Below are 16,273 nucleotides of genomic sequence, written 5' to 3' on the forward strand. Positions count from 1 at the left end.
TCGGAGCTTTGCTCCTTCGACTGGGGGCTATGATTCGTCCGACCGCAAGCGGTCGCTTCCTCCGTCACCTGCACTCGTCTTATTGCACAACAACGAGACGAGTAACCCTTTGTATCACAGCGTGACGAGTAACCCTTTGTAGGGACGCACGGTCTGTGCGTCCGTTGCGTCAAAGGTTACAGCGTCGTGGTATTAACGGGGACGGACGCTCAGACCGAGCGTCCCTACAGGGCGCCGTATCACTCCGATTCCTCCGATCCACTCCGATTTCTCCAGCTAACAGCCAATCGCCAACAGCCAATCCCCATTTACATCTCTTTACAGGGAAATTCGTCCGATTCCCTCCTTTCTCGAATATCCACGTGGAAAATCTCAAATCTCCACGTGGGCGTCAAAAAATTCCTCCGAAGTTTCATTTGATTCCTCCGAAGTTTCATTTCATTCTTCCGAAGTTTTATTTCGCGCCCACGTGGAGGATTTTCCTCCTCCACGTGGGGATTTCGAAATATCCACGTGGAAATCACTTTTCTCCGACACGGCGCCGTATCGATGTGTAGCTAACCCTAAATTGTTGTTGCGAGCTGGCGTTGGATTTGCTCTGCTTTTTAGTCGTTGACTGCTGGCTGTTGCCACTAGCCACACTAGAGGCTCTAGAAGCACTAGCCCCTCCGATCCCTCTCACCTCTAATCGCTAACTTCTAGTTTCTAGTCTGTTAAATACCGAGATTGGCAAAAGACATACCGAAAATGTCAACTCATTATAAGAATATGTGGCGTACCTTTGCTCGTGAAGAATATCAACTTTATAACTAATCAAACCAATTCAACTATGAAGAAGTTTATTTATGCAACGTTGGCTCTCGCCGCAGTGCTGCTCTTTGCAAGCTGCAAGAACGACAAGAACCAACCAAAGAATGAGGCAGGCGATGCCTATATCTCATTCACGTTTAACCTCCCACAGGGTGGTACAAGAGCTGGTGTGGATGGTAAGGCCGCTGGCGACTTCTACGATGGTACTGCTGATGAGCAGGCTATTCAGAAGGTCCGTGTCGTACTCTTCGACCCGAGTAGCGAGGTGGTTAAGTACGCCTTTGACTACAACATCACCGCTACTGGTGGCGCTGCCGCTACTGGTGAAATCGCAGGTACTGCTACAGCTGCTAAGTTCACAACCAAGGCTAAGCAAGTCGTAACCCAAGACTATAAGATGCTGGCTATCCTCAACGGAACAGCTGAGGTCTTGGCTGCTACTGCCGAGGGTAAGTACCTCAAGGATGCTCAGGCTGTTCTCACGTCTGATGTTGCTACGCTGTCAGGTGCTGGCAAGGCTATCATGATGTCTAACGATCGTGGCCTCGTCGATGTTAAGTCTACGAGCATGAAGGAGAAAGACACAGAGGCAGAGGCTACTCCTGTTACAGTCAACGTAGATCGTATCCTCGCTAAGGTATTCGTAGGTGGTACCCCAGAGTGTAAGAATGGTAAGCTGACCAACATCAAGTGGCAGCTCAACACGACCAATACGAAGACCTTTATCTATCGTCAGTTCGGCAAGATTGCGGCCACGGACTTCCCAGATGAGACTGCTACAGATGCTAGCACACGCTTCAACCGCTACGCTAAGGATCCTAACTATTCTGGCGCATTCAATGCTGCAGACTTCACCTACCTAGATGGTACACCTGCTCTAACTGGTACCATGGGCTTTGAGGATGAAAATGGTCAGTACTGCCTAGAGAACACGATGGATGCTGCCTCTCAGAAGGTTCAGCAGACCACCTCATTCATCCTCAGTGGTACTTGGACACCTGAAAAACATGACGGTATCACCTTCACAGAGGGTGAGACTTGGTATGACTGGAAGGGCTGGAGCTTTACAAAGGCTAAGATGGTTGAGTACAAGGCTGCCATCGATGAGGCTACTAACACCAAGCCTGAGATCAATGGTACGCCTGCAGGCTTCAAGGCTGCTCTCAAGGCTGCGCTTGCTAGTATGACTGTTGATGCTCAGGGTGATGTTACTGCTTCTGGCACGTTCGGAGAAATCGTAGCTTACAAGAATGGTGCTTGCTACTACCAGACGAACCTAATCCGTCACTTCAACGATGCTCAGTCTGGCAAGGAGATGGGTTATGGTCGCTACGGTGTAGTACGTAACAACATCTACAAGATCAACATCAAGGAGATTAAGCACGTAGGTACTCCTACCATCACAAACGATAAGGACAACCCCGGGAATGATGACCCAAGTATGTCATACATCTCCTTCGACATTAACGTCAATCCTTGGATCGTTCGTACACAGGATATCTCTCTATAATCCTCCCTTACTGCTCCTTGCCAGCAGTCTAAAGTAACGGCATTATCCTATGAGGGGTTGAATGTTCCCCTCATAGGAACTATTCACATAAAAGAGGGCTAAAGCCCCACGTTGACTATGGTACCACATACGTTATCTCGATCGAGACTATTATTATATATAGGAGTCATGCTCCTGCTGAGCTGGAGCTTCGTCTCTTGTGACAAGTGCATCTATGAGGATCTCTCCACCTGTCCTCTCCGTGTGCAGCTACGCTACGATTACAATATGCAGTACGTAGATCGCTGGCATCGCGAGGCCGAGGATGTGCATCTCTACATCTTCGACGAGGCGGGGCACTTTGTCTCGGATATGATCGATGCGGCTGCGCCTTACAAGGAGCAGCAGACCTTCGAGCTACAGCTTGCCCCGGGCAACTACACCATCATGGCACTCTGTGGCCACCGTATGGGGACTCTCTATGAGCAGAGCAAGCTACAGGTCGGCACCTCGACCATGAAGGATCTGCTCGTACAGATCTCGAGAGCTGAGGACAAGCGGATCGCCGCCGAGCTGCCACCACTACTCTATGGCGTCTCCAAGGATGTCCAGGTGCTGGGCGATGGCAGCCGTCTCATCGTCGTGCCGATGGCTAAGTGGACCAACAAGATCCGCCTCGTCATGCAGGACCTCTCTGAGGGCGGCAAGTCCAACATCAAGCTCGACAACTACGACTTTAAGATCACCGCTCCCAACGGCCGCTACAACGGTGCTGGCGAGGTGCTCACCGACGACGTCCTCACCTACACCCCGTACTATGCTGAGCAGGTCAAGGGAACGGGCGGTATCGCCGTCGAGCTCAACACGCTCCGCCTGCTGACCAACCAAGATCAGCGACTCATCATCACGGAGCGCGCTACCGGCAAGGAGTTGCTCAACGTGGATCTGCTATCGCTACTGCTACAGACGAAGTTCTACGCAAACAATAAGCTCTCCGATCAGGAGTTCCTCGATCGTGAGGATCGCTATGCTATCATTTTCGCCTTCGATGGTCGCCCCGTGACACAGGAGACTTTCCTAGCGGTCGGCGTATGGATCAATGGCTGGCTCATCCGTGAGCAAGACCATAATATATAGTGTGTCTAACCTCTCGAGCTACAAAGCCATGACGAAATGCAATCTATATAGCATACAAGGAGGCCCCCGCACGATCCTTGCGTGGCTGCTCTCCGCGATGCTCCTGCTGACGGGGCTGACCAGCTGCGTATACGATGACCCCTCCGCCTGCCCTCCTGAGCAGGGGGACTTCTACCTGTCGATGAGTGTGGCTCCGCAGTCCACCTTCCGTCAGGGTACGGATCCTCTGCCTGAGCCTGAGCTACAGGCGAAGCTCACCGCTGCGGAGAATAAGGTCAAGTCTGTGCGTGTCCTCATCTTCGACCACGCTACGGGGCACTGTCTGGTCAACCAAGTCTTAGGAAGCTATACACAGCCAGCAACCGATGGCACGCCTTGGAGCCATCCTGTCCTTATCCCTGGAGATGTAAAGAGCTTTGACTTCTACTTCGTTGCCAATGAGGCTTCGAAGACTTACAAACTGACGACAGCCCTGCAGGGTGTCACCGAGCGTATACAGCTCTACATGCTTCCCGGACTGACGCAGATCCCCTGGCAGCCGGAGTTCCTCCCTAAGCTAGCGGAGGGTGGTAGCGGTGAGGAGGACCTCATCCCGATGACCGCTATCTGTCCCAACGTCACTCTCGATGATATCAAGCAAATGCTCGGTCAGGGCACCAAGGCGGATCCCTACCGCTTCCTTGCAAAGAACGGAAAGCGTCGCCCCGTACGGCTGACTCGTGTTCTAGCTCGTGTCGATATTACGATCCCAAGTGTGATCGCCAACAAAGTGCTGGGCGACCCCAAGTCGGATCAGGTGCTCGTGCTGGACTATATAGATGACTTTGAGATGGCACTGTACAATGTGCCACGCTATTTCGCCCTCTTCGCCTCTCGTTACTACGACGAGAACCAGTGGACCACCTCGCTCTACAGTCCTATCAGCAATAACTACTACACCAATCCTCAGGACGGACAGTACTGCTACTATATAGAGCGGGACAAGGACAAGGTGCAGCGCAATATGGCTAGCACTGTAAGCACCGGTCACGCTATCGGCGAGCTTAGCTGTTCTGACTACTACACAACAATCTACGTGCCAGAGTTCATCCGCCAGACGAATGTCGAAGCCGAGAAAACGCCCGACCAGCTGGCAGCGATGCAGCTCAGGCTCACCTTCAAGGTCAATGGTTGGGACCCCAAGCGCCGCACTGGCTATCAGTTTGGCCGGCACCCGATCAAAGACAGATTTGACGACCGTGTCTCGGAAGAGACAGGTCAGCTCGCTGCAAACAATAAGGACGTGAGCATCTACTCCGTCATCCGCAATACGTGGTACAGAATCAAGATTACACAGCGAGAAGACCTCTAGTCGCGTGCCTCGACACTTCTCACTTTTTCCCTTTACACATCCTATGTCTCATACGCTATGAAACGATATAGATACATCACCCTCTCCCTCCTTCTCCTCCTCCTGTCGCTCTCCGCGCTCTCCGCGCAGAATCATACTTACACCCTACAGGACCAAGGGGGGCGCTACGAGTTCGAGGTAGAGACGACCCCCTCATACTGTGAGAACCAGGGTACACTATCTGTCAGACTAGTCAAAGCTCTAGCTGCTACTTCGCCTCAGCTCAATCAGATAAAGGAGGTGAAGTACAACATCAAGGACAAGGAGGGTCACTCCTATACCAAGGTTGATGACAACAACTACTATTTGCCAGCTTCTACTCCAGATGCAGCACTATTGGTACAGAGTCTACCAGGGCGAGAGGATTACGAGATCTATGTTAAGATCACGATGTGGGATAACCTGAACAAGGAACCCATTAAGACGCAACTCGACGGGAAGATAGTTGTCGAGAACAAGTATGTGCCACTCGTCTTGAAGAAGGCGGAGTTTGACCCGTACAAGCTATCGTGCAGACCGTACGGAGGTTTTGATATCGTCGTACAGGGCAGTGAGGAGCGTCCGCCCGTCTTGACATTTGAGGACAACGGCACCCCCGCTACCTTTACGGGAGCTAAGACGATGCAACCCACTAGAAAGGAGATCAAGGATGGTGACTTGCTCTACCACTTTGAGTACAATGGCTCGCTGCCACAGGGTACCTACAAGTATCGCTTCACCAATGATTGTAAGAGTACCATAGCGAAGTCGTTCACCATCTATGGTCCTAAGCCCGACCTCCCCACAGTGCCTGAAGATTTAAAGATGCGCTTTGGCATCTACGTTATGGATGCTGGGGGGTGTGGAACTGGTATCTCCCAGTTTGGTGTTAGCTCTTCCAGTAAGGATGTCCTGAATAAGCTTTTTGAGTCAATCAACATGGGCTATAAGGGCGACCCGAACAAACCATACCCTCAGTATGTGGACTCCTTCCCCTCTACCTTCATCAAGAACTATGAGGTAGCTGTCATTACTCAGCGAGAGTATGAGGAGCTCAAGAAGGGAGCTCTCAATGTTGACAACCTCCTCTGGAGTGATCAGACAGGGTCGCCTACCAAGATAGAGAAAGGAAATATAAACATCTCTTACAAGTTGCCTCAAGAGATATCTCTCCAAGATCCTGACGCGAAAAAGGCATTCCCGGGAGCCTTGCTAATACGTATCAAGCGACCCAATACGGGGTGTAATGATTACATCACCATCCCCATTACAGTGGACTTGGCCTTCCACAAGAATCTCTTTCAGATCCTTGAGACAGAGAGTACGTTAGACTGCTCGATAGGTCAGATTGTATGGTTCCAAGGGTGGAATTTCTGTTCCTTGCACTTCAACTACTATGAGCTACCAGCGGGAGCTAATGAGCCAGCACCAGGAGCACAGCCTGTACATACCTCAGAGGACTTTGGTCCAGCGGTCTCTACGCTAGTAGACAAGCGCTATACTTTCGAGAAGTTTGACGCTAACAAGCGTTACTATGTCGAGATTGAAGGTACGGATCTCTATGGCAATCCCATCACGCCCAAGCCAAACTTGATTATAGAACCTACGAACAAACCGCCAATCGAGAACCGTCTCTATGATTTCTACATGCTCTATGTCAGTCTTCCTGATCTGGAAGGGGCGTTTGCAGATTGGTATCCATATGGAACTGGAGCGGTTAGGGATCCAATCCTATTAGGGCCTGCGGGACGCATTTATATGTTGGCTTGGCCTGGTGGAAGAGGTGAATCTCTCAATGCGCTTGCGGGTATGGATGTTACCCTAGTTAAGGCTCCAGAGGGATATGAAGACTTCTGCCGTACAAGAGAGAAATATTACTATCGTAAGCCTGATGAGAGCAATAGTGCCAATCCTTACGGAGGTGGCATGATACGCCTCGGGGAGACGGTGAAGATATCTACAAACTTTACTGCGCCTTCGAAGGAGGTGCATGGAAATTACTTTTATCCATTTAAGTTCCTTTATAAGCTGGGTAAGGATGGAGAGCGTGTGGTTTATCCATACGCTCGAAATAAGGAAGATGACCCTTCGGCAGTCGATCTTAATCTGTTGGATAGCAACCCCTCTAGTGGTGAGATAAAAAAGTATATGGAGGAGCATCCGATGCCTCGGGGTATCTATAGCTTTAAGTTTGAGCATCCTTGTCAGCCTGGGGAGTCTTTCTATATAGATATTGATCTCAACTCTCCAGACTTTAAGCCGATACTTACAGAGCCGATCAAGCCAGTCGTGGACTACTCCTCTTGTAGTGAAGTGCGCGTCTATCCCTTTGCTGATGGTCGTCTAGACTATGGCGTAGACAAGAAGGACCGCCCTCGTAACTTGGTCTTCCGAGTGAAGGGGCTAACAAAGGAGGATAAGGAGCTTTACTTCTTTCCTAAGGATGCTACAGGCAAGGCGATAGATCATACCAAGTTTTATATCCCCATCAAGAGGGAAGACTTGCCACGTACGATTAGTTTTAAGTATTTCTATCTAAGCCCAAATGGCCAGTGGATTGGTCATGAGTCACATCATAAAACTAAGACTGTAGATCGTACAGCCACTGATGTCGCTGTGCAGGCGGATAGCCTAGAAAGGAACCCTGATGGCTACAGTGGTGACTTTTACTTGCCTATCAAGGAGTACAATCCAAACAATGACCAAGAGGACTGGGGTAAGGATGGTCGGTATAAATATTCAAGCGGAAAATATGCTACTTCGTATAGGTGGGAGACCTATCCATTCAATCCAGATGACGTTGTTAAGGTAGATGTGGCGACAAAGACTCCCGAGCCCTCATATAGCCGTCCTACCTATGTGGGGTATCGCTGCTCCAAGAAGACAGGATATATGGAGTTTAAGCTGATCAACATCCCGAACGGAACAGGTACCGTGACTCTTAAGGACGGCACCACTGTCATCAAGAGCGCAGATATCTCAACTCTGAGAGACATGATGGTCAAATGGGATCTCGAGGCAACGTCAGGCAGTGAACTCAAGAAAGAGTACACGCTAGAGATTGAGACCACCAATTGTCCTGAGGAGGGCGAAAATACGCAGAAGAACTTCTTCAAGGTGTATCTCCTAGACACCTCTGAAGGTATCGAGGTGACGATCTTGCCACGTAGGGGTGTCTGCCCTGGAGAGAAGGTGACCCTAACTGCGACTAATCTGGGCGTCTCTGACGGGAGCTACACGTGGGAGATTACGAAGGCTGGCGAACCGTCCAAGACACTTACGGGGCGTACTGTCACATGTGAGGTGGCAGCTCCTCGTGTAGTCAACGGAGAGGTGCAGTATAACACCTACACCCTGTCCGTTGACGGAACTAAGTGTGGTCAGCTTGAGAGTACGGGTATCATCCCGGTCTCTCCAGACGAGCTTTGGTGGAAGCCAGATCTTAATGGTCTGGGAGGTGGTACCTTGCCTGGTAATCCGGGTGAGGAAGAGACGCCCACCGATCCAGATCAAGCCCCCTCAGACGCTAAGTACTGTGACTGGCATAACCCGGGCAACTGGGCATTCCTCCACGAGGGGAAGTTTTACCCAGCCAAGGCGGTGCCTACGCGCTGTACCAATGTACATATCATGAGTCTGTCTCAGTTCGATATAACGACTGCACAGGGTACGTTCCGAGCACAGCCGGATCTAGCTAAGGATGTGACCCCGCGTGACCTTTACGGCGAGCCGACCTGTATCGATATCACCTTCCACTCGGGAGCGTATGTCTACAACATCCAGCAGCTCAACTACCGACGGGCTATGGTACGCTACAACTTTGGCGTAGCTAACGGCACAGGCACAGGCTATGACAGTGACATGCGTATCTATACCACTGAAGATTGCAACACCGATGAGTGGATGTATGGTCGTGACGAGCTTAACCTGCTGGCAGCTCCGCTCCACGACATCTATGCGGGCGACTACAGCTTCAGCGCCTCGCCCTACACCTATCAGCTCGGCTTCAAGGCGGAGCGTGCGGGTAAGAGTATGGAGGCTTCGTTTGACCCCAGCGCCTTCAACGATCCCTCGCCACTACAGTCTATCTCGATGGCGGGCAATAATAACTGCATCGCTCTGGTCGTAGCTAGAGATGCTCAGGGCTTCAACCGCAAGGGTAGCACGAAGTCTGTCATCACGCAGCGTCATGGAATCTTGGAGCTGCCTTACTTCGACAGACCCGACATAGCGAACTCCTTCTACCATCAGACTTACGATGCTAGCACGGGGCAGACTCGCTTCCAGTACTTCGATGGCAAGGCAAAGCGCTTCCGTGGTTACTACTCGTATGCTCAGCGCAGCAAGATGGCTTACCGCTTTATCTTTGAGGATCCCGCGACGCAGCGTATCTCTAAGCTCGCTGGCGGTACCGAGGGTTACACGATGGAGGTGAGCGCCACTGCTGCTGGTCAGGAGGTGATGGTGGGCAATCCATTTATGACACCGCTCAAGGCCGATGAGTTCCTAAAGGCTAATGAAAGTATCATAGAGCCTCATATCATACGACTAGTGGATTGTAGGGTGACGACCTATGAACCTAAGCTAACGCTAGCTGGTTCGGTCTCTACCTACTACTCAGGTATAACAACTCCGAAGCTATTGGTAGGTTCGCTCGAAGCCTTTGTGGTTAAGCTTAAGTCTGGTGTCGGACCGAAGGCGCAGCTCGTCTTCCCAACGACTGCTCTCGACTCATACGCTAAGCTACATCCACAGAGCACTAGCAGCCTACGTAGTACGAGCGGTGACGCTACGGCGGAGACTGCACGCTACCTATCGCTGACGCTACAGAGCCTCCTCGGCAAGGATCGCACGCTAGTCGCTTATGGCTACGAGTCTGGCTCGGTCGATAAAATGCTCCTAAGCACGGAGAGTCGCTATCCCTCGATCGCTATCATTGATCCTGCGGATGGTCTCCATAAGGATCTCTATGCCGACGATGCGGCTACGGGTCACTACGAGCTAGCTACACAGGTCTCCGAACCAATCGATGTGACGCTCTCGCTCGCTGGTAGTGTGATGGGACACGTCGTGACGGCTCGTCTGATAGACCACAAGAGCGGTCTGGAGCATGACCTGACGGGTGGTAAGAGTTGCCAGATCAAGCTCTTCCCCGATGATACCGAGGGTCGTCTCGAGCTACGTGTGGACGGCGACTTTACGTCGGTCGCTCCGATGGCTGAGCCTACAGATGAGCTACAGGCGCAGTACAGCGAGGGTATGCTGACTGTCCGCACGGCACAGGAGATGTCGTCCTTACGGCTTGTACAGGGTGATGGTATCACGGTCTACACGCAGTCGCTACCTGGACTGACGGAGTACAGCGAGCGTATCCTCCTCTCGTCAGGTAGCTACGTCGTTGAGGCGATCGGCACGGACGGTGTCGCACGCCGTGCGACGCTCGTCGTGAAATAGCGGTTGGCGGCTGGCTTTTAGCTGTTGGCTATTGGCTGTTAGCTATTAGCTGTTGGCTGTTGATTAAAGGTAGTAGTTAGAGGCACTGGTACTCGTAGGAGTATCAGTGCCTCTCGTCTTTTTAGAAGGGGGAGTGATCGGAGTGGATCGGAGGTGTCGGAGTGAATCAGAGCTGTCGGAGCTACCGGAGCTATCGGAGAGCTAGGGATACTAGTAGCACTAGTGCCAACAGCTAATCGCCAACGGCCAATAGCCAATAGCTAACGGTCAAAGAAGCTTAGGAAGTTTGAGAGAATAGTTCCGAATCAGTCTATTTTATATCAAACTATTGCTATTGCGTACTAAATAAATAATTACTACCTTTGCTCGCGACAGGTTCGAGGTCGTACTGATTCTGGTTCGATTCGTGCAAAAACAGCTTATATTCATGACTAACATAAACTCAAAAACAATGAACCACCGACTACTTATTGCTGCGCTACTAGCACTCCTCGGGATGGCTATTTATGCGCCGCTATCAGCTCAAAGTGCTGCTGAAGAAAACATCATTACCTTGAAGCTTACAGAGCTGCCAACCAATGATGACGATGAGCCTATACCCCTCAAATTAGCCGTACAGGGCGAGGGCGAGATAACCTTTGAGGGGCTTTCGGAGGCTTATGCAGCCGATCGTACTTCTTACACACCTACGGGGCTGGAGATTAAGATCCATGGTGCTGTCACCTCGATGAGGTGCGAGTATGTTAGCGTACTCTCTGCCGTAGATATCACTGGCTCAAAAACGATCGAGGAGCTTAGCGTCAGAAACAGTAGCTTGACAGATCTACAAGCTAAGAATGTTACCTCGCTTAAGAAGCTAAACTGTGCTTACAGCTCTCTCCCCACACTTGACCTAACGGGCTGTACAGCACTGACGACGCTCACGGGAAATGCCAATATGAAGCTCACGAGCGTCACCCTCACTGGGTGCACAGCACTAGAGGAACTAGAGCTAGGCAACAGCAGTGTTGCTGATCTAGACATAGCGGGGCTGATCAATCTGAAAAGTATAAACGTAGCTCGCAACCCCGTGAAGGAGCTTAACCTAAAGGGGATGAGCAAGCTTACCTCACTAGACTGTATGCAGGCAGAGGTCACCACACTAGACCTCTCAGACTGTGTAGCTCTAGAGGATCTCACAGCTAGCTCTTGTACCAAGCTTGCTACGGTAAAGCTGCCTAAGTCTGACAATCTCAAGTACATCTACCTACAGGAGGCTCAGATAGAGGAGATAGATCTATCAGGTCGTGCTGGACTTGTACAGGTCTACCTAGAGCGTTGCCAAAAACTCACCAAGGTGACCGCGGCCAATTGCCCGAACCTGAAGCTACTCAGCTTGCACCTCTGTGCACTCCCCGCAGAGGCTACACTAGCCCTTGTAGAGGATCTAGCAGATCATGGTGCTGATTACAATGCGATGGCACCTGCCTACAAGATCTTTGCTCTCGGCACCAAGGTGACATACAAGGAGGGCAACGTTTGGTCACCCAAGGCTGCTAGTGTAGCTAGACGCAAGGGATGGGCACTATTTAGCAAGAATGAAGATGAGTATGCGGAGCCTACAGCTATATTCGAGTATGCTAAGGTTACCATCGAGGAGACTGCTCACGGGCGGATCGCTATCGAGGGCTACGACCAGGAGGACTGGCCCTATATGCCACAAGGTGAGACCTACAAGGTGGTCGCTACGCCTGAGGCTGGCTACGAGCTAAAGGAGCTCAAGTTCAATGACGATGATATCCTAGAGGATCTAGAGTTCCAGCTCTTTGGGGATAGCAAGCTCACGGCTACCTTTGCAAAGGGTGGCTCAGTATCAGCTTACGAGTACTACCTGACGAAGGTGGAGCCTACGGTCGCCACAGCTACTGTCTACACCTACGGCTATGACGAAAACAAGAAGTGGGTATCCCGCACTTCTATGAAGAGCGATGGAACCGTCGAGTCTCGCAACGACATACGATACGATGAGGAGGGACGTATATCAGACATTGACATCACGCTAGCCTATGACAATGGCAAGCCCAGTATGTTTACACACTATACTTACGATGATCAGGGGCGTATGGTAAGACGCCAGATGAAGCTCTTCGACAATGATATAGCTGATACCAAGATCGCCTACCGTCCCGATGGTCAGATAGACTACTGGGTAGAGCAGAGTGCTAAAGTGATGAATGACTACATCTACAACGACAAGGGACAGCGCATCGAGGAGCATTTTGGCGAGGCTGCGGGAGCAGATACAGATCACCCCACCATGTCGAACCCCACAGGCAAGACCTTCTACAGCTACAATGACAAGGGGCAGAAGTCAGAGGTCAAGTATGCAGCCGTTCAGACCAAGTGGCTCTACCTGAAGGGTGAACAGTACACGTGGAACGAGCAGGGACTGATGTCTAGTGTCAAAGCGATAAACTATACGTATGATCAGGGTGAGACCGATCCTGAGAAGGGTAAGCCTAACCCCGCCTTCGAGCTACGCTATCAGTACGATGACAAGGCTAATGCTAAGGTCTTCTGGCCTACGCTACCACTTACAGAGGAAAACGGTGGCTTCGGTGAGTTTAGCTACGACCTCAAGGGTTACTGCACGAAGGCCGAGCACTGGCTACTATCCAATGGAGACCCTAAGCACACCTTCGACTTTATCTACGTCTTTGAGGCTTCGCCACGTCACCTCCAGGAGCTAGTAGACAGAGGCACCACAACGGTACAATACGCTTACGGCACGATCACTGCTGAGGGCGCAGCCCTTGAGGGACTTCAGGTATACGACACCACGGGTCAGCTACTCCGTGACTACCGCACAGCTCCTTGCCAGCGCATCGATATGGGCGTCTCTGAGCTACCTGACGGACTATACATCGTTCGCACCATCTCATCTGACAGCACACAGACTGACAAGGTGGTTATAACACGATAAGTAATCAGCAGATTATGCTTCACTCTATCATAAGGCGAGGACTCATGACTATGCTCATGAGCCTCGCCCTATGCTCTTTACAGAGCTATGCGGCTTCTCGTATCCTATTTACCACGGCTCTGCCTGTAGGATCAACGATCACACTCACCATCTCTGCCGATGGTGCAGTAACGGCCCAAGGGCTATCTGGGGCTATCCTCGCTGATGGTCAGGCGCACGCCTACACCATCGAGAGTGCCGATGTGAAGCTCTCAGGAGCCATCACGGCGATCACACTATCGCACCAAAAGCTCTCGGCACTGGACGTACGTCAGGCTAAAGAGCTGGCGGAGCTACGCTGTGACAATAACAACCTCACCGAGCTAAACATCACTTACTCCAAGGCACTCCAGTGTCTCGACTGTACTTACAACCAGCTGGAGCGTCTCGACATACCTACTGCTTCGCCCCTCAAGGAGCTACGCCTCAAGGGTAACTATGTCAAGAGCCTAAGCCTGGACCGATGCCCTAACCTAGAGATACTAGACTACTCGGACAACTACTACCCCTCAGCAGTAGATCTGAGCAAGTGTACGAAGCTACAGCAACTAGATGTGGCGAAAAACAAGATTCGCTCGCTAGACTTAACACAAAACGGGGCTTTGCGCACCCTATCTTGTGGAGATAACGAGATCACTTCCCTAGATGTAGCGCACCTAGCTTCACTGGAGCGACTCTCTGCATCCAACTGCTCAGACCTTGAGATGCTGACGCTGGGAGAGCACCCTAACTTGCTCGTTCTAGACATCTATGGCACCAAGGTGCAGAGCCTTGATCTAGCTAAGTATCCTCTACTCGAGGAGCTCTCCTGTGCTTATGCTAAGCTCACGAGCCTAGATCTCTCACACAGCAAGCAGCTACGCGTGCTGAGCTGTAGCAAGAACCCCTTTAAGGGTCTCGACGTGTCACACTGCCCACTACTCGAAGAGCTTAGCTGTGGAGACCTAGAGATAGCTTCGATAGACCTGAGCAACAATCCTAAGCTCATCTCCCTGCAGATGGGACACAACAATCTCTCGCAGATAGATCTATCGGCACAGAAAGAGCTTAAGCGGCTACATCTCTTTTACAACAACATCAGCTCCCTCGATCTCTCTGTACAGACTCATCTGGAGGAGCTACTATGCAACAACAATCGCATCGCAGACATAACACTTCCAGCCAACGCCCCACTGCGCCAGCTGGATGTCTACGACAATCAGATCAAAGAGCCGCAGATGGCTCTGATCGTTGACAAGTTGCCCAATCGTACGGGGATGACTAGAGGACTCTTTAAGGTGGTCAATACACCCAGTACCCTAGAGGGCAATGTATGCCCCAAAGCCCTTGTGGATCAGGCGTTAGGTAAGTATTGGCGTGTGGTGGACTATGCAGACTTTGCCGACTCTGGCAAGGGGCTTGACTACCGCGGTTCTGATGCTCCAGAGATGGGCGAGGGGGTGATCAAGCTCACCTTTGACAAGGCGGGCAGCACCATACAGGTCACCCTCTGGGGGCTAGGTCTGATCGAGTCTACCGGCACGACCAAGCCTCTCGGCAACTCAAAGGAGCCTGTCACCTACACCCTAGAGGGTACAGAGCTAATCCTCCGAGGCGACGTCTACAGACTGATCGTCAGCGGAGCCACTATCAAGGGGATAGAGCTTAGCAAGGCGCAGTATCTCCGCGAACTCGAGCTACACGACTATCAGCCAGCCTCTATCCAGCTGACCGACCTGCCACACCTTGTGACACTCAGACTACACGACAATCAGCTCACAGAGATCCAGCTGAGCGGCACCCCACTGCTGAACCTGCTCTCATGTTACGGCAATAAGTTGACCGTCGAGGCGGGTAAGAAGATCATCGCAAGCCTGCCCAAGCGTCTTGAGGAGGAGAAGGCGACGATCCTTTGGCTTAATAGTCAGGGTAAGGGTGCTGACAACGCTTTCCAGGAGGGACTCCTTTACCTTGCTCACGCACAGGGCTGGGAGATGAGCGACTACCTAGGAGGTACTAGTGGCGACATGGGTGTTCCTATCGGCTTCCCAATAGCAAATGAGCCTCTCCCCGCACCTGCGACTGAAGCGTCTCTGCGGGTGAGCGTGGCTCTAGACATGCTGCACATCACAGCTACAGCAGACACCCCGATCGCGCTCTATGATATGACGGGGCACCTACTGTTGCAGACTCAGTCTGACGCCGATGGACTATGCGACATACCGCTAGTAAACCTCACAGCAGGTCTCTATATCGTCGCTACCCCGGCCGAGTCGGTCAAGTGTCTCATTCCTTAGAGCTCAATGACTGGAACTAACCAATCAAACAACCAATCACATGAATCAATTTTTCAGATTTACGATCAGCCTCTTGCTCCTGACGGCACTTGCCGTAGGTGCAAGGGCTCAAGACTATGGCATAGAGATCGGTGGCACGCCCGTGACCTCTAGCAATGCCGCTTCTATTTGGACAGGTAGTGGTGACGGGGAGCATGGGAAAATATCCTTTGACCCTACGACACGAGTACTCACTCTCGACAATGTGCAGATGAACTGCACGGGCAATACCGAGAGTATCTACATCCACGAGGGGACTCCAGAGGTGACGATCCTGCTGAAGGGTACCAACGTCCTGAAGCATCACCTAGGACGTATCTCTCTCGAGGGGCAGAAGGTCATCATCACAGGTAAGGGTGGATCCCTCCGCTGTTCTGCCAAGGGGGTCGCTTGTTACATTGACAACGGGTGCCAGCTTGTCGTGCAGGGAGGCTGCACTGTCGATGTAGAGGGTGACTACGGCATCACCGGTGGCGGATATGGCGAGCGCACCTCTCTAAGCATCGATGGTGAGGAGGGAACGGTTTTCAAAGCAAAGGGAGGCAATATGCCTTCTATGTCTGACCTTGGCAATATCTACCTCAGAAACTGCGTCATCGTAGAGCCTTATGGAGCTAAAGTCGATGGCGGGGAAGTCGTGATACGTATTTTCCACTCCAAAATGCAATTTGGAGTGGAGCTCGCCCTGCTCCGGACGC

General features: G+C 51.6%; 6 protein-coding genes and 1 pseudogene. All 7 read left to right on the plus strand.

From position 1 onward, the window contains the following. Positions 1-829: 829 nt before the first annotated feature. Entirely contained in the window at positions 830-2,320 is a 1,491-nt protein-coding gene (locus RDM37_RS07715) for an Mfa1 family fimbria major subunit (protein WP_308556460.1), read from the plus strand. Between the two features lie 117 nt (positions 2,321-2,437). After that, entirely contained in the window at positions 2,438-3,436 is a 999-nt protein-coding gene (locus RDM37_RS07720; protein ID WP_308556463.1) for a FimB/Mfa2 family fimbrial subunit, read from the plus strand. A 28-nt stretch (positions 3,437-3,464) separates the two neighbouring features. Then, the gene (locus tag RDM37_RS07725; RefSeq protein WP_308556465.1) at positions 3,465-4,787 is read left to right on the plus strand and encodes a hypothetical protein; all 1,323 of its coding nucleotides are present in this window, start codon (positions 3,465-3,467) and stop codon (positions 4,785-4,787) included. Positions 4,788-4,844: 57 nt separating this feature from the next. After that, positions 4,845-10,259, plus strand: a complete 5,415-nt coding sequence (locus tag RDM37_RS07730; protein WP_308556467.1) for a hypothetical protein — start codon at positions 4,845-4,847, stop codon at positions 10,257-10,259. A gap of 451 nt (positions 10,260-10,710) precedes the next feature. After that, complete coding sequence (locus RDM37_RS07735; protein ID WP_308556469.1) at positions 10,711-13,221, plus strand: T9SS type A sorting domain-containing protein; 2,511 nt, start codon at positions 10,711-10,713, stop codon at positions 13,219-13,221. 14 nt (positions 13,222-13,235) lie between these two features. Continuing rightward, a complete protein-coding gene (locus tag RDM37_RS07740) occupies positions 13,236-15,536 on the plus strand; it encodes a leucine-rich repeat domain-containing protein (protein ID WP_308556471.1) in 2,301 nt (766 codons plus the stop codon). Positions 15,537-15,576: 40 nt separating this feature from the next. Further along, positions 15,577-16,273 (plus strand): annotated as a pseudogene (locus RDM37_RS07745) (hypothetical protein); the annotation flags it as partial.

Source organism: uncultured Porphyromonas sp., from assembly GCF_902489635.1.
In the GTDB taxonomy this organism is placed as follows: domain Bacteria; phylum Bacteroidota; class Bacteroidia; order Bacteroidales; family Porphyromonadaceae; genus Porphyromonas.

Excerpts from the sequence above, each read along its gene's own strand:
- RDM37_RS07730 (WP_308556467.1), top strand. The coding sequence starts at position 4,845 with ATGAAACGATATAGATACATCACCCTCTCCCTCCTTCTCCTCCTCCTG.
- RDM37_RS07725 (WP_308556465.1), top strand. The coding sequence starts at position 3,465 with ATGACGAAATGCAATCTATATAGCATACAAGGAGGCCCCCGCACGATC.
- RDM37_RS07715 (WP_308556460.1), top strand. The coding sequence starts at position 830 with ATGAAGAAGTTTATTTATGCAACGTTGGCTCTCGCCGCAGTGCTGCTC.
- RDM37_RS07720 (WP_308556463.1), top strand. The coding sequence starts at position 2,438 with ATGGTACCACATACGTTATCTCGATCGAGACTATTATTATATATAGGA.
- RDM37_RS07735 (WP_308556469.1), top strand. The coding sequence starts at position 10,711 with ATGAACCACCGACTACTTATTGCTGCGCTACTAGCACTCCTCGGGATG.
- RDM37_RS07740 (WP_308556471.1), top strand. The coding sequence starts at position 13,236 with ATGCTTCACTCTATCATAAGGCGAGGACTCATGACTATGCTCATGAGC.